This is a genomic window from Streptomyces sp. NPDC007875 (assembly GCF_042868035.1).
GTDB classification, from domain to species: domain Bacteria; phylum Actinomycetota; class Actinomycetes; order Streptomycetales; family Streptomycetaceae; genus Streptomyces; species Streptomyces antimycoticus.
This window is the reverse complement of the sequence record NZ_JBIADZ010000010.1, coordinates 189,403-207,934: the sequence shown is the minus strand read 5'-3', so window position 1 is coordinate 207,934 and position 18,532 is coordinate 189,403. Positions and strand designations below refer to the sequence as shown.

18 protein-coding genes are annotated in these 18,532 nt (G+C 71.7%); 13 read left to right on the top strand and 5 right to left on the bottom strand.

Going from position 1 to position 18,532, the window contains the following annotated elements; translation table 11 throughout:
- Positions 1-149: 149 nt before the first annotated feature.
- The 5 genes from ACFYOY_RS22515 (at position 150) to ACFYOY_RS22495 (ending at position 4,871) form a co-directional block, all read left to right on the top strand.
- Positions 150-1,304, top strand: coding sequence for an ROK family glucokinase (locus tag ACFYOY_RS22515; RefSeq protein WP_078644599.1), 1,155 nt, complete (start codon positions 150-152; stop codon positions 1,302-1,304).
- Positions 1,301-1,945 (top strand): hypothetical protein, encoded by a 645-nt coding sequence (locus tag ACFYOY_RS22510; protein WP_351878634.1) that lies wholly within the window; start codon positions 1,301-1,303, stop codon positions 1,943-1,945. Before ACFYOY_RS22515 ends, ACFYOY_RS22510 begins: the two co-directional genes overlap by 4 nt.
- Positions 1,946-2,010: 65 nt before the next feature.
- A complete protein-coding gene (gene pcaC / locus ACFYOY_RS22505) occupies positions 2,011-3,297 on the top strand; it encodes a 4-carboxymuconolactone decarboxylase (RefSeq protein ID WP_351878631.1) in 1,287 nt (428 codons plus the stop codon).
- A gap of 36 nt (positions 3,298-3,333) precedes the next feature.
- Positions 3,334-3,981, top strand: a complete 648-nt coding sequence (locus tag ACFYOY_RS22500; protein ID WP_351878628.1) for an MBL fold metallo-hydrolase — start codon at positions 3,334-3,336, stop codon at positions 3,979-3,981.
- A 110-nt stretch (positions 3,982-4,091) separates the two neighbouring features.
- Positions 4,092-4,871, top strand: coding sequence for an exodeoxyribonuclease III (locus tag ACFYOY_RS22495; protein WP_351878625.1), 780 nt, complete (start codon positions 4,092-4,094; stop codon positions 4,869-4,871).
- A 59-nt stretch (positions 4,872-4,930) separates the two neighbouring features.
- Here ACFYOY_RS22495 and ACFYOY_RS22490 read toward each other — a convergent pair whose 3' ends face one another.
- Positions 4,931-6,748 (bottom strand): SGNH/GDSL hydrolase family protein, encoded by a 1,818-nt coding sequence (locus ACFYOY_RS22490; protein ID WP_388589066.1) that lies wholly within the window; start codon positions 6,746-6,748, stop codon positions 4,931-4,933.
- A 321-nt stretch (positions 6,749-7,069) separates the two neighbouring features.
- Between ACFYOY_RS22490 and ACFYOY_RS22485 the strand changes: the two genes are divergently transcribed.
- The 5 genes from ACFYOY_RS22485 to ACFYOY_RS22465 all read left to right on the top strand — a co-directional run bounded on the left by ACFYOY_RS22485 (position 7,070) and on the right by ACFYOY_RS22465 (position 11,039).
- Entirely contained in the window at positions 7,070-7,510 is a 441-nt protein-coding gene (locus ACFYOY_RS22485; protein WP_093465503.1) for a DUF6278 family protein, read from the top strand.
- Positions 7,511-7,840: 330 nt separating this feature from the next.
- On the top strand, positions 7,841-8,587 hold the full coding sequence (locus ACFYOY_RS22480) for an amino acid ABC transporter ATP-binding protein (RefSeq protein ID WP_351878620.1): 747 nt from the start codon (positions 7,841-7,843) through the stop codon (positions 8,585-8,587).
- 16 nt (positions 8,588-8,603) lie between these two features.
- Positions 8,604-9,518, top strand: coding sequence for a glutamate ABC transporter substrate-binding protein (locus ACFYOY_RS22475; RefSeq protein ID WP_351879537.1), 915 nt, complete (start codon positions 8,604-8,606; stop codon positions 9,516-9,518).
- Positions 9,519-9,528: 10 nt separating this feature from the next.
- Positions 9,529-10,173 (top strand): amino acid ABC transporter permease, encoded by a 645-nt coding sequence (locus ACFYOY_RS22470; RefSeq protein WP_351878617.1) that lies wholly within the window; start codon positions 9,529-9,531, stop codon positions 10,171-10,173.
- Positions 10,170-11,039, top strand: a complete 870-nt coding sequence (locus ACFYOY_RS22465; protein ID WP_351878614.1) for an amino acid ABC transporter permease — start codon at positions 10,170-10,172, stop codon at positions 11,037-11,039. The genes ACFYOY_RS22470 and ACFYOY_RS22465 overlap by 4 nt, the downstream gene beginning before the upstream one ends.
- Before the next feature lie 47 nt (positions 11,040-11,086).
- On the opposite strand, the gene ACFYOY_RS22460 is transcribed toward ACFYOY_RS22465, so the two are convergent.
- The 3 genes from ACFYOY_RS22460 to ACFYOY_RS22450 form a co-directional block, all read right to left on the bottom strand.
- Complete coding sequence (locus ACFYOY_RS22460; protein WP_388589061.1) at positions 11,087-12,709, bottom strand: alpha/beta fold hydrolase; 1,623 nt, start codon at positions 12,707-12,709, stop codon at positions 11,087-11,089.
- Between the two features lie 277 nt (positions 12,710-12,986).
- Positions 12,987-13,283 (bottom strand): DUF6204 family protein, encoded by a 297-nt coding sequence (locus ACFYOY_RS22455; RefSeq protein WP_388589058.1) that lies wholly within the window; start codon positions 13,281-13,283, stop codon positions 12,987-12,989.
- Positions 13,280-13,933 carry a TetR family transcriptional regulator gene (locus ACFYOY_RS22450; protein WP_351878605.1) on the bottom strand — a complete coding sequence of 218 codons (654 nt, stop codon included), beginning with the start codon at positions 13,931-13,933 and terminating at the stop codon, positions 13,280-13,282. The genes ACFYOY_RS22455 and ACFYOY_RS22450 overlap by 4 nt, the downstream gene beginning before the upstream one ends.
- A 91-nt stretch (positions 13,934-14,024) precedes the next feature.
- Between ACFYOY_RS22450 and ACFYOY_RS22445 the strand changes: the two genes are divergently transcribed.
- Both ACFYOY_RS22445 and ACFYOY_RS22440 read left to right on the top strand, forming a co-directional pair.
- On the top strand, positions 14,025-14,804 hold the full coding sequence (locus ACFYOY_RS22445; protein ID WP_059141884.1) for an ABC transporter ATP-binding protein: 780 nt from the start codon (positions 14,025-14,027) through the stop codon (positions 14,802-14,804).
- Positions 14,805-14,873: 69 nt separating this feature from the next.
- The gene (locus ACFYOY_RS22440; RefSeq protein ID WP_388589055.1) at positions 14,874-15,626 is read left to right on the top strand and encodes an ABC transporter permease; all 753 of its coding nucleotides are present in this window, start codon (positions 14,874-14,876) and stop codon (positions 15,624-15,626) included.
- Positions 15,627-15,646: 20 nt separating this feature from the next.
- Here ACFYOY_RS22440 and ACFYOY_RS22435 read toward each other — a convergent pair whose 3' ends face one another.
- On the bottom strand, positions 15,647-16,402 hold the full coding sequence (locus ACFYOY_RS22435; RefSeq protein ID WP_351878598.1) for a hypothetical protein: 756 nt from the start codon (positions 16,400-16,402) through the stop codon (positions 15,647-15,649).
- 279 nt (positions 16,403-16,681) lie between these two features.
- Between ACFYOY_RS22435 and ggt the strand changes: the two genes are divergently transcribed.
- Positions 16,682-18,463: a gamma-glutamyltransferase gene (gene ggt / locus ACFYOY_RS22430; RefSeq protein ID WP_388589222.1), complete on the top strand. Its 1,782-nt coding sequence runs from the start codon at positions 16,682-16,684 to the stop codon at positions 18,461-18,463.
- Positions 18,464-18,532: the final 69 nt, after the last annotated feature.

Here is an 18,532-nt window from a genome sequence, read left to right as displayed (position 1 = left end):
GTGAGGCACAATCGCACGGCGGGCCCCACCCGCCACGACCGACGCACCCGAGGCCGCGCGGCCTCCCGATACCCCCGCAGGGACGACGAACTCGTGCGAGCACGTACCCGCAGCGACCGTACCCCCCACACCGGCGAGGGGGCCGGCCGATGAGCATCTACCGCGAACGAGTGCACCGGGGCTCGGCCCGGGCCACCGTATTGCGGACCGTTGGCACCCGTGAGCGCCGCTCGCATCTCAGCGCGCCCCGGGTGCCCACGGTCGGCATCGACATCGGCGGCACCAAGGTGATGGCAGGGGTGGTCGACGCCGACGGCACCATCCTCGAGAAGCTGCGCACCGAGACCCCGGACAAGTCCAAGAGCCCCAAGGTCGTCGAGGACACCATCACCGAACTGGTGCTGGACCTCTCCGACCGGCACGATGTGCACGCCGTGGGCATCGGCGCCGCGGGCTGGGTGGACGCCGACCGCAATCGGGTGCTCTTCGCCCCGCATCTGTCCTGGCGCAACGAACCGCTGCGCGACCGGCTCGCGGAGCGGCTCGACGTCCCGGTCATGGTCGACAACGACGCCAACGCCGCCGCGTGGGCGGAGTGGCGGTTCGGCGCCGGACGCGGCGAGGACCATCTCGTCATGATCACCCTCGGCACCGGAATCGGCGGCGCGATCCTGGAGGACGGCCAGGTCAAGCGCGGCAAGTACGGGGTCGCGGGGGAGTTCGGCCATATGCAGGTCGTCCCGGCCGGCCACCGCTGCCCCTGCGGCAACCGCGGCTGCTGGGAGCAGTACAGCTCCGGCAACGCCCTCGTCCGCGAGGCCCGTGAGCTGGCCGCCGCCGAATCGCCGGTCGCGTACGGGATCACCGACCGGGTCGGTGGCAACATCCAGGAGATCACCGGACCGCTGATCACCGAACTGGCCCGGCAGGGCGACGCCATGTGCATCGAACTGCTCCAGGACATCGGCCAGTGGCTCGGCGTCGGCATCGCCAACCTCGCCGCCGCCCTCGACCCCTCCTGCTTCGTCATCGGCGGAGGCGTCAGCGCCGCCGACGATCTGCTGATCGGCCCCGCCCGGGACGCCTTCCGGCGCACCCTCACCGGCCGCGGGTACCGACCGGAGGCCCGGATCGTCAAGGCCCAGCTGGGCCCCGAGGCCGGGATGGTCGGCGCCGCCGACCTCGCCCGGCTGGTGGCCCGTCGCTTCCGCCGCGCCAACCGCCGCCGCGTCGAGCGGTACGAGCGCGCCGGGTCCTCCTCCCCGCTGAGGCTGGCGCCGCGCGGTCAGGCAGGCCGCGAGTGACCGCCGCCGAGCAGCGCCCCGGCGCCCCGATGCCCCCCGCCGCCGACGGCAGGCACCCCGATGGGCCCGCGCCCGGCGGGTCCATGTCCAGTGGCTCCACGCCTGGCGGGCCCACGTCCGGTGGCGGTCGCCCGTCCCGCCGCTGGCTCAAGGTCGTGATCGTCTTCCTGTTGATCGTGATCCCGGCGGGTTATCTGGTGATCTCCGCCATCCAGAGCCGCAACGGCGGTGAGGAGAAGGCGGAGGCGGCGTCGGCCAAGGGCCTCAGCGCCGGCTATCCGACCCGGGTGCAGCGGCGCATATACGACGTGCCGGTGCCGCCCTACTCCAAGAAGGTCGCGTTCTACGAGACCAACTCCTGGAAGGTCAGCTCGCTGTACGTGCAGTTCGTCACGGACCGCGACGGACTCGACTCCTTCCTGCACCGGATCGGCACCGGCCGCTCCGCCCTGGACAAGGGCAAGGTGACCATCACCGGCGACCAGGCGAAGAAGGTCGGCTGGCAGGTCGGGGAGGCTGGTCACGACTGGGCCGGAATGGAGCTCAAGCAGAAGGATCCGCAACCCAAGTTGAGGATCACGGTCAAGTTCGACAACCCGGCGCATCCCAAGGTTTACGTGGTCTCCACGGTCACCCCGTAGGTCCTTCACATCCTGGGTGCATCACGCCCGAAAACCCCGCCGCCTCTGTCGGATACCGTTTTCGGGTGAGCGAGACGAAGACACTTCAGTACCGGACCGACGGCCCTGAGGACGGGCCCGTGCTCGTGCTCGGACCGTCGCTGGGCACCACCTGGCATATGTGGGACCGCCAGATACCCGAGCTGTCCCGCCACTGGCGCGTCCTCCGCTTCGACCTCCCCGGCCACGGCGGCGCGCCCGCCCATCCGGCCGCCTCCGTGGCCGAGCTCGCCGCCCGGCTGCTGGCCACCCTCGACCAGCTCGAGGTCGAGCGCTTCGGCTACGCGGGCTGCTCGATCGGCGGGGCCATCGGCGCCGAACTCGCGCTCCGACATCCCCAGAGAGTGGGCTCACTCGCCCTCGTCTCCGCCTCCCCGCGCTTCGGCACCGCCGATTCCTTCCGGCAGCGCGGCGTCGTGGTCCGCACCAACGGCCTCGACCCGATCGCCCGCGCCACCCCCGAGCGCTGGTTCACCCCTGCCTTCGCCGCCTCGCAGCCCGCCATCGTCGACTGGGCCGTCCAGATGGTCCGCACCACCGACCCCGGCTGCTACATCGCCGCCTGCGAGGCCCTCGCCGCCTTCGACATCCGCGCCGAGCTGAGCCGGATCGGCATCCCTACCCTCGTGGTGGCCGGCGCCGACGACCAGGTCACCCCGGCCGCCGACGCCCGCGTCCTGGTCGCCGGCATCGCCGATGCCCGGCTCGCGCTCGTCCCCGGCGCCTCCCATCTCACCCCCGTCGAACAGCCGATGGCCGTCACCGATCTGCTGGTGCGCCACTTCTCCAGCTCCTGGCAGTCCCCGGACCACCCGACCGGGATGACCGCGATCCCCGCGCCCTCGCTCAAGCCCGTGCTCTCGCCCGCGCCGCCCGGCGCCGAGGTCGTCGAGTACGGCCACAACGTGCCCGAGCCGCTGCTGGACCCCCGCTCCGACGCGTACGACCAGGGCATCAAGGTGCGCCGTGAGGTGCTCGGCGACGCCCATGTGGACCGCGCGCAGTCCCTGACCGACGAGTTCACCGGCGACTTCCAGGACTTCATCACCCGCTACGCCTGGGGCGAGGTGTGGACCCGGCCCGGAATCGACCGGCGCACCCGCAGCGTGGTCACCCTCACCGCCCTCGCCGCCCGCGGCCACCTCGACGAACTCGCCTTCCACACCCGCGCCGCGCTGCGCAACGGGCTGACCCCCACCGAGATCAAGGAGGTGCTGCTGCACACCGGCGTCTACTGCGGGGTGCCGACCGCGAACTCCGCCTTCGCCGTGGCCCAGCGGATCATCCGCGAGGAGACAAGCCCGGAGGGCTAGCACGGTCACCGGGCCCGCGGGAGCACAATGATCTCCATGAAGCTCACCAAGAAGGGCCATGCCTGCGTCCGGATCGAGAAGGACGGGCAGGCGCTCGTCATCGACCCCGGGACCTTCAGCGAAGAGGACGCCGCGGTCGGCGCGGACGCGGTCCTGGTCACCCACGAGCACTTCGACCACTTCAACGAGGAGCGGCTGCGCACCGCACTCGACGCCAACCCCGCCGCCCACATCTGGACGCTCTCCAGCGTCTCCGGCCAGATCTCGGCGGCGTTCCCCGGGCGGGTGCACACCGTCGGGGAGGGCGACACCTTCACCGCCGCCGGATTCGACATCGAGGTGCACGGTCAGCTGCACGCCGTCATCCACCCCGACATCCCGCAGATCACCAATGTGGGCTATCTGGTGGACGGCACGCTCTTCCACCCCGGCGACGCGCTCACCGTGCCCACCGGGCGGCAGGTGGACACGCTGATGCTGCCGGTGCACGCCCCCTGGAACAAGTTCGCCGAGGTCCTCGACTACGTCCGCGCGGTCGACCCGCGCCGGGCCGTCGACATCCACGACGCCCTGCTGTCCGACCTCGCGCACATGGTCTACGGCCGCATGCTCGGCCCCGACGGACCGGGCACGGGCGGTGCCGAGCACCTGCGGCTGGCACCGGGCGAGTCCCTCACCCTCTGAGGGCCGGGACCCGGCGAGGCGCGGCGCCCTGTGAGGGCCGGCACCCGGTGAAGAGCGGCGCCCTGTGAGGGCCGGGCCGGCTGTCATAGCCGGGATGTAGGTTGTCCCCTATGCGCATCGCGACCTGGAACGTCAATTCGATCACCGCCCGCCTGCCCCGGCTGCTCGCCTGGCTGGAGAGCAGCGGCACGGACGTCCTGTGCGTCCAGGAGACCAAGTGCGCCGAGTCCGCCTTTCCGTACGAGCCGCTGCGCGAGCTCGGCTACGAGGCCGCGGTCAACGCCACCGGGCGGTGGAACGGAGTGGCGCTGGTCTCCAAGGCCGGTCTCACGGACGTCACCGTGGGCCTCCCCGGCGGCCCGGACTACGACGGCGGCCAGGAGCCGCGGGCGATAGGGGCCACCTGCGGCCCGGTCCGCCTCTGGTCCGTCTATGTGCCCAACGGGCGGGAGATCGGCCACCCCCACTACGACTACAAGCTGCGCTGGCTGGAGGCGCTGCGCACGACCGTCGCCGGGGACGCGGCCGGTGAGCGCCCCTTCGCGGTCCTCGGCGACTTCAATGTGGCGCCGACCGACGAGGACGTCTGGGACCGGTCCGCCTTCGACGGGCTGACCCATGTGACCGACCTGGAGCGCGAGGCCCTGGCGGCGCTGCGCGAGGCGGGGCTGTCGGACGTGGTGCCGCGGCCGCTGAAGTACGACCGCCCGTTCACCTACTGGGACTACCGGGAGCTGGGCTTCCCCAAGAACCGCGGTATGCGGATCGACCTGGTCTACGGCAACGAGGTGTTCGCCAAGGCGGTCGGCGACGCGTATGTGGACCGCGAGGAGCGCAAGGGCAAGGGAGCCTCCGACCACGCCCCGGTCGTCGTCGACCTGGAGGTGTGACCCCGGGGCGTGCTGTACGGGGAGCTCCCTTGCGCGCGGGAGCCCCCCGAGGCGCCCCCTTACCCCACCAGCTTCCGCAGGTCGATCGACTCCGCCAGCGCCCGCAACCCCGCGTCCCCCGGGTGCAGATGGTCCCCGCTGTCGTAGGCGGGCAGGATCCGCGCCGGATGCTCGGGGTCCCGCACCACCGCGTCGAAGTCCAGCACGGCGTCGAACGCCCCGGCGCTGTCCCGGAGGAAGGCGTTGACGGCCGAGCGCCGCGCGTCCGCGTCCGCCGTGCACAGCGACTCGCCCTCGCACGGGGCGATGGTCGCCCCGACCACCCGCAGCCCGCGCTCATGCATGCGCGCCGCGAGCGACCGCAGCCCCGCGATCAGCTCCTCGGCCGAGCTGCCCCAGCGTAGATCGTTGATGCCCTGGAAGACGACGACCGTACGGGCCCCGGTCTGGGCGAGCACATCCCGCTCCAGCCGGTGCTGTGCGCTGACCCCGCCGGTGTCCGTGGAGACGCCCTCGCCCGGATAGCGGTCGGCGACCACGCGGTTGGCGGAGATACCCGCGTTGAGCACGCCGTACGCCGGGATCTCGGACTGGCCGCGCAGCCGGCGTGAGAGCACATCGGGCCAGCGGCGGTTGGCGTCATTGGTGGACTTGGTGCCGTCGGTGATCGAGTCGCCGAGCGCCACCACCGAACCCGGCCCGCCCCGCACATCGATCCCGGTCAGAAACGGCCAGGTGGTGAGGGTGCCGGTATAGGACTCGGCGCCCGGCTCAGCGGTCCGGTCACCGCTGCCCGCCGCGCTCAGATACGACCGCTGGGTGGCCTGACTGTGTACCGGCACCGCCGCGACCGGACCCGGCAGATGGATGCTCACCAGCAGATTGGCGTCCGCCGGAACCGGGAAGTCCACCGGATCGCTGAACACCTGCGCGCCCGCGGGGACCGAGGTCCCCGGCCGCCCGCCGAAGGTCAGCGGCACCGGTGCGCCCTGCGCCGCCGCGCCGCCCGCCTGGAGCGCGACCGTCGCATGGCCGATCTCCACGGGCGATGCGGCGAAGGTGTTCTCCAGCCGGACCCGGGCCCTCGGCCCGCCCGCGCTGGTGTGCACCACCAGCCGCAGCGTCTGATCGGTCCACGGCCCGACCTTGGTGTACCCGGCGGTGCTCGCCGCCCAGCTTCCGGTCCAGCCGTCCGCGGGCTGTCGCAGCGCCGCGGCGAAGACATGGAGATCGGCCGCCGGGCCCGGATCCCTCGGCAGCACCACCGACGCCACATCCCGGCCGCGCTCCAGCGGCACCGTCACCGCGTACAGCCGGGCGGTCTCCTGCCGCTGCCCGGCCGCGGTGTTGAGATGGGGGAGCCCGACGGCCTTGGTGGCGGCGGGGCCCGCCCGCCAGTCCGGTGCGCTCAGCGTGTACGGACGGCTCGACCCGTCCCGGTAGCGCACCGTGCCGACACCGCTCGCCCCGGCGCCGGGCCCCTCCGGTGAACTGCTCGCCACCAGGAAGGTCAGCGCCTCGCCCCGCCCGCGCAGCCGAACCGCCTGTCCATCGGCGATCACGTTGTCGGGCCGTGCCCCCGCGCTCCTCGGCCAGGTCAGCCGCGCCGCGTCCAGGGCGATGTCACGCCCCGGGGTCCAGCCGGCGGCCCGCAGATCCTGTGCGGAGAGCGAGGCGCCCGCGCCGTCGAAGTCGGCGTCACCCGGCCGGGCGTCATCGCTGACCGCCCGGTTGTCGAAAAGCCGCTCCAGAGGGAGCGGCTTATGGGTCGGCCGGGTCGGCACACTGGCCGATGCGGCGGAGGGAGGCGCGAGGAGTGCGAGAGTGACACCTCCCGCGACGATCCCGGCAGCTGTCCAGGGTCTCGCGACGCGCATAAGTGTCCCCTCTCGCAACCAACCTGACCGCCTCTACGGTTTGGATTGCCTCCGGGGCGCCTATGCCGCTGTCGACGGTCGACCGTGCTCGGCCCTTCGTTCCTCAGGGCCTGCGCGCGCTCTCCCTTTCGACAGCGCCGCGCCCCTTCGGCGATTCGACAGGCGCGGGGAGAACGTAGAGAGGCCGGTGGGTGTCGTCAAGACAAGCGACGGGTCACGTCTCGCGTCGCGCCACGTTCGCGCCGCCCTCCAAGCATCGGGTCACAGCTCACACCGCGCGCCCTGTGGTGCGCCGGTGGCGCGGATGCCACGCTGAGTCGTATGAACATCTCCTTCTTGGGCAACTGGCGCAAGCGACGCGGCCCCGCCTCGGGCACGGCCCTGATGGGCGCCCAGGAGGAGGATCCCCAGGGCGTCGCCCAACTGCTCTCCGAATGCGAACTGCTGCGCGCGCGGGCCGCGGCCGCGGGCATCGGACTTGATGACTCGACTGCCTCGCTGGAGGCGCTGGACCAGATGGCGCCGCGCTGGCGCGACGACCCGGACGAGCTCCCCTGGCTCGGTAACGACGCCGGTCTCTACCTCGGCACGGTCATCGTCCGCACCGTCCCCGGGGCCGTCTGGCAGGTGTGGCCCAATGGCCGGCCCGTCGTCCTGCTGGCCTCGGGCCGGGAGGTCGACGTCGTGGAGGCCGGTCAGCAGTGGGCCGCCGACGGCGCCCCCGAACTCTCCCGGCGCTACGCCGAGGTCGCCGAGGCGTAGGGGGGCCGGCGGATCGTGACGCCCGCGGCGGGCTGTTCCCCTCCCCGCCCCTTCCCTCAACTGGGGCTCCGCCCCAGACTCCGGGGTCTGGGGCGGAGCCCCTGCCACGCGGCGGAGCCGCAGATCGATGCGGTCCAGCCCCTCCGGGTTTAATCCAGCCCCTCCGGCGTTTGAGGAGCGGGGTCCGGGGCGGAGCCCCGGCGGGGCTGACGCCCCATAGGCCCTGTCGGGCGGTATCCACCCATCAGCGCGTGTCCGTACCCCAAGCTCCCCGGTTGTCTGGATAGCTTGCGCTGACCGGGACGCAGCGGAAGGTGGGTGGGGCCGGGTATGGCCGTCGGTGAGCCGTTGATCGAGCTGCACGGCGTCAACAAGCACTTCGGCGCGCTGCACGTTCTGCAGGACATCGAGCTCACCGTCGGGCGCGGCGAAGTGGTCGTGATCATCGGCCCCTCCGGCGGCGGCAAGTCCACCCTGATCCGGACCATCAACCGGCTGGAGACCGTCCAGTCCGGCTCCATCGTCGTCGACGGCCGGCCGCTGCCCGAGGAGGGCAAGGAGCTGGCGCGGCTGCGGGCCGAGGTCGGCATGGTCTTCCAGTCGTTCAACCTCTTCGCCCACCGGACCGTGGTGGCCAATGTGATGCTCGGTCAGACCAAGGTCCGCCGCCGCGGGAAGCAGGACGCCGAGCGGCGGGCCCTGGACCTGCTGGACCGCGTGGGACTCGCCGACCAGGCCGGGAAGTTCCCCGCCCAGCTCTCCGGCGGCCAGCAGCAGCGGGTGGCCATCGCCCGCGCGCTGGCGATGGATCCGCAGGTGATGCTCTTCGACGAGCCGACCTCCGCCCTCGACCCGGAGATGATCAACGAGGTGCTGGAGGTGATGCGTCAGCTCGCCCAGGAAGGGATGACGATGGTCGTCGTGACCCATGAGATGGGCTTCGCCCGCTCTGCCGCGAACCGGGTGGTCTTCATGGCCGACGGCCGGATCGTCGAGGACCGTCCGCCGGAGGAGTTCTTCAGGGCTCCGGAGAGCGAGCGGGCCAAGGACTTCCTGTCCAAGATCCTCAAGCACTGAGCCGGTGATGACGGACATGAGGCGGCTGTGCCGCGCGACCGCCGCCCTCGTAACGGCCCTGGCCCTGCTGCTCATGGCCGGCTGCGGCAAGGAGGGCAGCCCGCCCGCCAAGGGCCCCCGGGCCGAGAAGCTGCCCACCTACAAGGTGGCGACCGGCTTCCGGCTGCCCTCCTCGCCCACCTGGCGCAGGGCCGAGCGCCGCGGCCATCTCACCGTCGGGGTCAAGGAGGACCAGCCCTATCTGGGCGAGCGGGACCCGGCCACCGGTCGCTACTCGGGTTTCGACATCGAGATCGCCCGCATGATGTCCGCCTCCCTCGGCTTCGCCCCGAAGACCATCCGGTTCCAGACCATCGCCTCCGCCAACCGCGAGACCGCCCTGCAGAGCGGCCAGATCGACTTCTACGTCGGCACCTACACCATCAATCCGCTGCGCAAACGGCTGGTCGGCTTCGCCGGGCCGTACTTCATGGCCGGACAGTCGCTGCTGGTGCGCACCGACGAGGACGACATCCACGGCCCCGCCGACCTCGCGGGCAGGACGGTCTGCTCGGTGGCCGGCTCGACCCCGCTGCAGCGCATCCAGACCGACTACCCCAAGGCCCGCGCGGTCGCGTACGACACGTACTCGGTGTGCGTGGACAACCTGCTCAGCTTCCAGGTGGACGCGGTGACCACCGACAACACCATCCTGCTCGGCTACGCGGCCAAGGCCCCCGAGGAGCTGAAGGTGGTGGGCCGGCCCTTCTCCAAGGAGCCGTACGGCATCGGAGTGCCCAAGCGGGACAACGCGCTGCGCTTCGCGCTGGACGACGCGATCCAGGTCCATGAGCGCAACGGCAACTGGAGGAAGGCGTACGAGGCGACCCTCGGCCTCTCCGGTGTGCCCGCCCCCAAGCCGCCCCCCATCGACCGCTACCGCACCGGCTGAAGGCCCTCCCATGGACGTGCTCACCCAGAACTTCTCGCTGTACGGCAAGGGCTTCCTCGGCACCGTGGAGTTGACCGTCTACGCCTCGCTGCTCGCCCTCGCGCTCGGCATCCTGATGGCCGCCTTCCGGGTGGCGCCGGTCGCCTCGCTGCGTGCCTTCGGCACCGCCTGGGTGGCGGTGCTCCGCAACACCCCGCTGACGCTGCTGTTCTTCGCGGTGATGCTGGGGCTGCCGCGCTTCGGGCTGGTGCTGCCCTTCACCGTCTTCGCGGTGATGGCGCTCGGCTGCTACACCTCGGCGTTCATCTGCGAGGCGGTGCGCGCGGGCATCAACACGGTGCCGGTGGGGCAGGGCGAGGCGGCCCGCAGCCTGGGCATGACGTTCGACCAGACGCTGAGCACGGTGGTGCTGCCGCAGGCGTTCCGCTCGGTCATCCCGCCGATCGGATCGACCCTGATCGCGCTCGCCAAGAACTCGGCCATCGCCGGGTCGTTCAGCGTCACCGAACTGCTCGGCACCTACAAGCCCCTCAATGAGCGGGGTTACAGCGTCATCTGGTCCTTCGTCTGGATCGCCGCCGGGTATCTGATCATCACCCTCGCCATCAGCGCGATCTTCTCCCTGCTGGAGCGGCACTGGGGAGTGCAGCGATGACCGCCCGCTCGACCACCGCCCTCTACGACGTCCCCGGGCCGTACACCCGGCGCCGGCACCGGATCTACGCGCTGGCCGCGACGGCCGTGCTGCTGGTCCTGCTCGGCTGGGTCATCTACCTCCTCATCCACACCGGCCAGTTCACCTACCGAAAGTGGATGCCGTTTGAGTACAAGGGCATCCAGGAGCTGCTGCTGAACGGGCTCGCGGGCACGCTCAAGGCGTTCGGGATCGCCGCGGTCCTCTCGCTCGCGCTGGGCGGAGTGCTCGCCGCGGGACGGCTCTCCGAGCACCGCCCGGTGCGCTGGGTGGCCACGCTGCTGGTGGAGTTCTTCCGGGCGATGCCCGTCCTGGTGATGATCTTCTTCGTCTTCGTGGCGCTGAAGGTCCAGCCGCTGCCGGCCCTCGTCACCGGGCTGACGCTGTACAACGGCTCGGTGCTGGCCGAGGTGTTCCGGGCCGGGGTGAACTCGGTGGACCGCGGTCAGCGCGAGGCGGCGTACTCGCTCGGCCTGCGGAAGACCCAGGTCATGACGTCCGTGCTGGTGCCGCAGGGGGTGCGGGCGATGCTGCCGGCCATTATCAGCCAGCTGGTGGTGGCCCTGAAGGACACCTCGCTCGGCTTCCTCATCACCTATGAGGAGTTTCTGCACGCCGGAAAGCTGATCGCGTCCAATCTCGACTACGACCTGCCGTTCATCCCGGTGGTCATGGTGATCTCACCCATCTACATCGGGATGTGCATGCTGCTGTCGTGGTTCGCCAACTGGGTGGCCAAGCGGGAGCGGCGCAGTGTGAAGACCCGCCAGGTCGAGGTCGCCGCCGCCGAACCGGCCGCCCCGATGCCGGGGGACACCCGCGGCTGAGCCGGGGCGGCCGGAGGGCTTGAGTCGCTTCAGTCGCTTGCGTCGCTTCAGCCGCGGACCGGGATCGTGAGGTAGGACGGGTCGGCGGCCGGGGACGAGAACGTGAGATGGGCGCCGTCGGGGTTGTGCTCGATGTAGAGCGGGTCGACGGTGTCGACGACCAGCGCCAGGCGGTGGCCCGCCGGGACGTCGTACGCCGTGGAGAACAGCTCCAGGCCCACTCCGAAGGGCGTGCCCGGGGTGCGGTCGTGGAAGGTGACCGGGGCGTTGGTGATGAGCCTGCCGACGCCCAGCGGGCCCACGTCGTAGAGATACGCGACCGCCGTACCGTCCGAGCGGTCGCTGGTCACGGTGGTGTGGAGCTTCACGGTGCCGCGGACGCGCTGCTCGCGCGCGGAGGTTCCGGTCTGCCAGACGGCCGCGCGGGACCGCGGCAGCAGCGGGATCGAGGCCAGCGGCGGGACCTTCAGGAACTGGTCGAGGGCGCCGCTCAGCAGCACCGTTCCGGCGTTGGCACCGGAGTCGTGGTTGGCAGTGATCTTCTCGGTGCCGGCGAGCGGGACGCGACGCTGCTCGGAGGGGACGGCCGACCAGCTGGGGTAGCCCTCGTAGTCGTCGCCGCCCGCCGTACGGGACATCAGCTGCACCGGCGCTTGCGTGTCGATGCCGTTGCGCTCGCCCTTGAGGTAGCGGTCCAGCCATTGCCGGGCATGGCTCCAGGTGGTGTTGGGCAGTCCGAGCAGCCCGGTGAGCTCGGCGGTGGCGTGGTCCCCGGGCCGCAGCTCCAGCCGCTTGGGGCCGGTCAGCTTCTCGAAGAAGTCGGCATAGCTGTTGGGCGGGAAGATCGAGTCGCCCCAGGAGTTGCCCAGCATGATGGCCGCGCCATTGGCGTTGATCCGGTCGAGCTGGGCGGCGGGGGACCGCTTCTTGCCCCAGGCGATCAGATCCGGTTCCTTGGCGAGGTCGGAGGAGAAGAAGTCGTCCAGGATCTGGCGGAGTTCATCGCTGGGCCGGCCGGTCAGCTCCCCGGCCCCGGCGAGCAGTCCGGCGGCCTGGGCGTGCTGGGTGCGGCCGCTGTAGATCGAGCCGACCAGGTCCGCCCAGCCGCTCATGGCCACCACGGCCTTGATCCGCTGATCGGCACCGGCCGCGAGCAGGCTGATCCCGGCGCCGTAGGAGAGCCCGGCCATGCCGATGTGGTCGGGGTCGGCGGGGGTGTGGGCGAGTGCCCAGTCGATGACCTTGGACGCGTCGGCGATATCGGGTGGCCCGGCCGTCTCGATCCTCCCGCCGGACTGCCAGAAGCCGCGGGTGTTGTAGGTGAGCACCACATAGCCGGCTTCGGCGAGCTTCTTGGCCTGGGCGAGATATTCGACCTGGGGCAGGGACCAGCTCGTGGGCAGGACGACGAGCGGCAGGCGGCGGGAGGCGTCGGCGTCCGCGGGGGCCACGACGTTTGCGGCCAGTTTCACGCCGCCGTCGCCGGGGATGTCGACGAACCGTAGGGAGACGCCCGAGGAGGCGGAGGCGGTGGAGGAGGCCGTGGCGGCGGTCGGGGCCGGTGCCGCGGCCTGGACGGAGGGGGCGAGGCCGAAGGCCGTGCCGGCCAGGACGGTCACCGAGACGGCGGCGGCCATCGTGGGACGCAGGGCTTTGCGGGCAGGGGTCACTGTGGCTCCTGGTGGGGGATGCCGTGGGGGCAGGGGAGCACCGGTGCTGGTGACCTGACGGTAACTCGGGGGTTTACCGGCGGTAATAGCGCGGTAAGTTACGCCTGGGTAACGATAGAGGCCGTGGTCGGCTGCCGGGGCCGGTCCGGCCCGGGGCGCTATCCGGGGGTCGGATCCGCAAGGGTCCGGCCCCGCCCGTACGGGGTCCCGCCCGCCGCTGAGTTGTGCCCCGTGCGGAGTCCCGCCCCGTGCCGAGTCCCGCTCGGCCTGCGGCCGTTCAGCGCCGCTTGCCCTTGCGGCGGATCTTGACGTCCCGCATGTCCGTCACCCCGACCCGCAGGATCCGATGGGGGTAACCGTGCGCGGTCAGCGCCGCGATGGCCCGCTCGGTCGCCTCGTGTTCGCCGTCGTCCGGCTCCGCCGGTACCTGGCAGCGGAAGGTGAACGCCGAAAGGCTCTGGTCGCAGGTGAAGGTGCCCGCCTCGGTGAAGCCCACCTGGAAGGAGTCGACCGCGGTGCGCAGCGCCTCGCGGTCGTCCTCGCCCAGCTCCTCGAAGGCCCCGCGGATGGTCACTCGGAACACGGTCGCCCCTCCCGTACGGCGTAGCCGAGCATCGGCGCGCCGAGCATCTCCTCGATGGCGTCGAGGAGTTCGGTCACGGCCTTGGCGATGGCGTCGGGGCGCTCGCCCGCCGTGACGCGCCGGCCGATCTCGCCGAAGATGAGTGAGTGATAGCCGCTGATCTGGGCGGCCACCACGCGCGGCAGCGGATCCTCCGGCGCCGTGCCGGTCTCCTCGGCGAGTACGGCGGCCAGCTCGTCGTTCATCCGGTGGCCGAGCTCCTCCAGCCGGGCGACCAGGGTGGGAGCGGCCCGCATCATCGCGAAGAACGGGCCGAAGCCCTCGGTCAGCCCCAGCGAGCGATCCCGGCGCGCCACCTCCTCGCGCAGCCGGTCCAGCACCGCCTGCGCGGCGGACCGGCCGGGCGGGCGCTCGCGCACGATGTCGGCGATCCGCCGCGGGGACGCCTGGTCGGGCGGCAGGACCAGATCCTCCTTGGCCGGGAAGTAGTTGTAGACGGTGTTCACGGACACCTCCGCGGCCGCGGCGACCTCGGCGACCGTGACCCGGTCGAAGCCCCGCTCCAGGAACAGGCCGGTGGCCACGTCCGCGATCCGTCGGCGCGTACGGCGCTTGTGCCGTTCCCGCAGTCCTTCGCTCATGGCCGTCAGTGTATCCCGTTGCAAACTTGCGCTCACTTCCAAATTTTAAGTCCATTGCAAGTTTGGGGCGCGTTGTGCTCTGATCGAGGGCATGTCCTCATCCGTCATCCGCGTTCGCGGCCTCACCCGGACCTTCTCGCTGGGCAGCGGCCCCGTGTACGCCGTCCGCGGTATCGACCTGACCGTCGGCCGCGGCGAGATCCTCGGCTTCCTGGGCCCCAACGGAGCCGGTAAGACCACGACCCTGCGCATGCTCACCACCCTGTTGCCGCCCAGCGGAGGCGAGGCCGAGATCGCCGGGCGTGATCTGCTCCGCGATCCGGCGGGCGTGCGGCGGCGGATCGGCTATGTGGCCCAGTCGGGCGGCCTGGACCCCGCGTGTTCCGTACGCGAGGAGCTGGTCACCCAGGGCCGGCTGCATCTGATGTCCCGGGGCGCAGCGGCCGGGCGCGCCGATGAACTCGCCGGTGAGCTCGGCCTGTCGGGGCTCATGGACCGTCCGACCGCCGCCCTGTCCGGGGGTCAGCGCCGCCGGGTGGAGATCGCGCTGGGCTTGGTCAACCGGCCCGAGGTGCTCTTCCTCGACGAGCCCACCACCGGCCTCGACCCCGGCAGCCGGGCCGAGCTGTGGGACCTGGTGCGGCGCGTCCGCGCCGAGCACGGCACCACGGTCTTCCTCACCACCCACTACCTGGACGAGGCCGACGCGCTCGCCGACCGGATCGTGGTCGTGGACGCCGGGCGGATCGTCGCCGAGGGCACCTCCGCCGAGCTCAAGAGCCGCTATGCGGGCGATCCGGCCGCCAGCCTCCAGGACGCCTTCCTCGCCATCACCGGCCGTTCCACGGCCGATGAGCCTCTTGCCATCTGAGCCGTCCGAGCTCAGCTATCCGAGCGGTCTGAGCACCCGACGCCGCACCCGACCACCCAAGGCCCTGTTATGACTCTTCTCGCCCATACCGGCATCGTCTTCGGCCGCTGTCTGCGCTCGACGCTTCGCTCGAAGACCCATCTCTTCTTCGGGATGCTGCAGCCGCTGCTCCTGCTCGCCCTCTTCGGCCCGCTGCTGACCGGACTCGACATGGGCGTCAGCGGATCGTCCTGGCAGACGCTGGTCCCCGGTGTGCTCGTCCAGCTCGCGCTGCTCGGCGGGTCGTACGTCGGACTCGGACTGCTGATGGACCGCAACCTCGGCGTTCTGGACCGGATGCGGGTCACCCCGGTCAGCCCGCTGGCGCTGCTGCTCGGCCGCACCCTGCGCGATGTCGTCCAGCTGGTGGCCCAGTCGGTGCTGCTGGTGCTGCTCGGCCTGGCCTTCGGGCTGCGCGCCCCGCTCCCCGGCGTGCTGATCGGACTGCTGTTCGTGGCCGTGCTCGCGGCGGCCCTGTCCACGCTCTCCTACGGGCTGGCCATGAACGTCCGCACGCCCCCGGAGTTCGCCGCCATCGCCAACACGGCGGCCATGCCGCTGATGCTGCTCTCCGGCCTGCTGCTGCCGATGACCCTGGCCCCCGGATGGCTGGAGGGCGCCTCGCGCGCCGTGCCGTTCCGCTACACGGTCGACGCGGTGCGCCAGGTGTTCCTTGGGCACTACGTCAACACCACGGTCGCCGTCGGGGCGGCCGTCACGCTGGCCCTGGCGGCGCTGTGTCTGATGGGCGGGGCGCGCCTGTTCGGCCGGGTCCGCGGCTGAGCCGGTGGCGCTGGGCTGACTCAGTCGTCCTTCGCGGCCGCCTTCGCGGCGGCGCGGGGGCCCGCGGGGGCGGTTGCCGGCTTGGTCACATCCGCGACCAGCTCCACCAGATCCGGTCCGTACGCCTGGGAGTTGACCACTTTCAGCAGCAGACAGAAGGAGCCCTGGGCGCCGTACTTCCGGGACAGCCGGGCGCGGTTGCGGACGAGATGGCGGACGGCGGCGCGATGGGTGACCGGCCGCTGACCTGCCGCCAGGAAGACCGGCCGGCTGTCGTCGCCCGCCGTCAGCCGGGCCAGCAGCACATACTCGACCGTGCCCGGCTCCGGGCGGTAGTGCGTACCGGCGATGGTGAACATCCCCCGGTCCGTGCCGGAATCGTCCCCCGGGTGCACGGTGACGCCCGGCAGTAGATTGGTCATATGGGCGGCGAGCCTGCGGTGCGCGGTCGGATCGCCGACGCAGAACTCGGTGCGCGCGCCGAAGCCCTGCAGCCCCGTGTCATGCGGGGCGACCTCGGTATGCGCCCCGCAGTTCTCCACGATCGACGCGAGACCGAGCAGCGCGAGCGCGTCATGGCGGGGGATGCTCCAGTGGGCCGAGGTGCTGTCCCGGTGGGTGACCAGCACACACTCCGAGCCGTCCAGCAGACCGAAGAAGCGCTGCTCGCGGGCGCGCTTGCGGCGCCCGAACGCCGAGTGCACGGCCCAGCCGGCAGCCAGGCCCACGATCAGGGCCGCCGCGGAGGCGATCAGGTCCTGCAGGGTGTCTGTCATGGCCGCGCATCGTAGCGGCCGATCGGGTACGCGTTCGAGCGTACGGGTGAACGAGTGCGGGAACGGACACATGTACGGATGGCGGGACGGACCGGCGATCTACTACCCCTGTCGTGGGCATGAGGCTCGCGGGTAGGCTCCGCTCCCTGTCGTTTCGCTTGGAGGTCACGGATGGGGCACGCCGCACGACCAGCCGCATCGTCAACCACGTCCACCACCCGCGCGTCTGCCGCGGCGGCCGTCCGGCGCCGGCTGCCCGCGCTGGCGGCCGCGGCCGGAATGGTCGCGGTGCTGGGCGTCGTCCCGGCCAATGCCGCCGGGCAGGAGCAGGACGACACCGCGAAGCCGACTCCCGCCAAGACGCCCGTGGCCGTCGGCTACGGTGGCGCGGTCTCCAGCGTGGACGCCGACGCCTCGGCGGCCGGGATCGACGTGCTGCGGCACGGGGGCAACGCGGTGGACGCGGCGGTCGCGACCGCCGCCGCGCTCGGGGTCACCGAGCCGTACTCGGCGGGTGTCGGCGGCGGTGGTTACTTCGTCTACTACAACGCCAAGCGGCACAAGGTCGCCACGCTCGACGGCCGCGAGACCGCGCCCCGCAGCGCGGACCAGAAGCTCTTCCTCGGCAAGGACGGCAAACCGCTGCCGTTCGCCGACGCCGTCACCAGCGGGCTGAGCGTCGGCACCCCCGGCACCCCCGCCACCTGGAACGACGCCCTGAAGGACTGGGGCACCCGCTCGCTGGGGCAGGTGCTCAGGCCCGCCGAGCGGCTGGCCCGCGACGGGTTCACCGTGGACAGCACCTTCCGTCAGCAGACCGCCGACAACCAGGCCCGCTTCAAGGACTTCCCGGCCACCGCCAAGCTCTTCCTGCCCGGCGGCGAGCTCCCGAAGGTCGGCTCGACCTTCCGCAACCCCGACCTCGCCCGTACGTACGCGCTGCTGGCCAAGAAGGGCGTCGGCGCCGTCTACAAGGGCGAGCTGGGCCGCGACATCGTCGACACCGTGCGCAAGCCGCCCGTCGACCCGAAGGCGCAGCGCGTCGTGCGCGCGGGCGACCTGACGGCCGAGGATCTGCGGGCCTACGGAACGAAGCGGCAGGCCCCGACCCGGACCGCCTACCGCGGTCTGGACGTGTACGGCATGGCGCCCTCGTCCTCCGGCGGGACCAGCGTCGCCGAGGCGCTCAACATCCTGGAGCGGACCGACCTCTCCAAGCTCAGCGACCTCGACTATCTGCACCGCTATATCGAGGCCAGCCGGATCGCCTTCGCCGACCGGGGCCGCTGGGTCGGCGACCCCGCCGCCGAGGACGTCCCCACCAAGGGGCTCACCTCGCAGCGGTTCGCCGACTCCCGGGCCTGCCTGATCAAGGACGACGCGGTGCTCAAGAGCCCCGTTCCGCCCGGTGACCCGAACAGCCCGTCCGCGCCCGGCTCCTGCGACACCCGCGGCCATGCTGCCCCGACCACGTACGAGGGCGAGAACACCACGCATCTCACGGTCGCCGACAAGTGGGGCAATGTCGTGGCCTACACCCTCACCATCGAGCAGACCGGCGGCAGCGGGATCACCGTCCCCGGCCGTGGCTTCCTGCTCAACAACGAGCTGACCGACTTCTCCTTCGCGCCCGCCGACCCCGCCGTCCACGACCCGAACCTGCCGGGCCCGGGGAAGCGGCCGCGCTCGTCCATGTCGCCGACGATCGTGCTGGACGGCCACAAGCCGGTGCTGGCGCTGGGCTCCCCGGGCGGGGCGACCATCATCACCACCGTGCTGCAGACCCTGCTGAACCACTTCGACCGGGGCATGCCGCTGGTCGACGCGATCGCCGCACCGCGCGCCAGCCAGCGCAACGCCGCCCAGACGGAGCTGGAACCGGGGCTGTGGAACGGCCCGGAGCGCGCCAAGCTGGAGGCGCTCGGCCACTCCTTCAAGCAGAACCCCGAGATCGGGGCGGCGACCGGTGTGCAGCGGCTGTCCGGCGGACGGTGGCTGGCGGCGGCCGAGACGGAACGGCGGGGCGGCGGCTCGGCGATGGTGGTCAGCCCGAAGCGCTGATCTGACGCGGTGGGTCGGCGGGCTCTGGTGCGATCCACGAGGCCGCCGACCCAAGCTCCGCGGCTTCTC

What these genes read in the sequence shown, in the direction of transcription:
- ACFYOY_RS22515 (WP_078644599.1), top strand. Translation starts at nt 150, where the DNA reads ATGAGCATCTACCGCGAACGAGTGCACCGGGGCTCGGCCCGGGCCACC.
- ACFYOY_RS22500 (WP_351878628.1), top strand. Translation starts at nt 3,334, where the DNA reads ATGAAGCTCACCAAGAAGGGCCATGCCTGCGTCCGGATCGAGAAGGAC.
- ACFYOY_RS22495 (WP_351878625.1), top strand. Translation starts at nt 4,092, where the DNA reads ATGCGCATCGCGACCTGGAACGTCAATTCGATCACCGCCCGCCTGCCC.
- ACFYOY_RS22490 (WP_388589066.1), bottom strand. Translation starts at nt 6,748, where the DNA reads ATGCGCGTCGCGAGACCCTGGACAGCTGCCGGGATCGTCGCGGGAGGT.
- ACFYOY_RS22485 (WP_093465503.1), top strand. Translation starts at nt 7,070, where the DNA reads ATGAACATCTCCTTCTTGGGCAACTGGCGCAAGCGACGCGGCCCCGCC.
- ACFYOY_RS22480 (WP_351878620.1), top strand. Translation starts at nt 7,841, where the DNA reads ATGGCCGTCGGTGAGCCGTTGATCGAGCTGCACGGCGTCAACAAGCAC.
- ACFYOY_RS22475 (WP_351879537.1), top strand. Translation starts at nt 8,604, where the DNA reads ATGAGGCGGCTGTGCCGCGCGACCGCCGCCCTCGTAACGGCCCTGGCC.
- ACFYOY_RS22470 (WP_351878617.1), top strand. Translation starts at nt 9,529, where the DNA reads ATGGACGTGCTCACCCAGAACTTCTCGCTGTACGGCAAGGGCTTCCTC.
- ACFYOY_RS22465 (WP_351878614.1), top strand. Translation starts at nt 10,170, where the DNA reads ATGACCGCCCGCTCGACCACCGCCCTCTACGACGTCCCCGGGCCGTAC.
- ACFYOY_RS22450 (WP_351878605.1), bottom strand. Translation starts at nt 13,933, where the DNA reads ATGAGCGAAGGACTGCGGGAACGGCACAAGCGCCGTACGCGCCGACGG.
- ACFYOY_RS22445 (WP_059141884.1), top strand. Translation starts at nt 14,025, where the DNA reads ATGTCCTCATCCGTCATCCGCGTTCGCGGCCTCACCCGGACCTTCTCG.
- ACFYOY_RS22440 (WP_388589055.1), top strand. Translation starts at nt 14,874, where the DNA reads ATGACTCTTCTCGCCCATACCGGCATCGTCTTCGGCCGCTGTCTGCGC.
- ACFYOY_RS22435 (WP_351878598.1), bottom strand. Translation starts at nt 16,402, where the DNA reads ATGACAGACACCCTGCAGGACCTGATCGCCTCCGCGGCGGCCCTGATC.
- ggt (WP_388589222.1), top strand. Translation starts at nt 16,682, where the DNA reads ATGGTCGCGGTGCTGGGCGTCGTCCCGGCCAATGCCGCCGGGCAGGAG.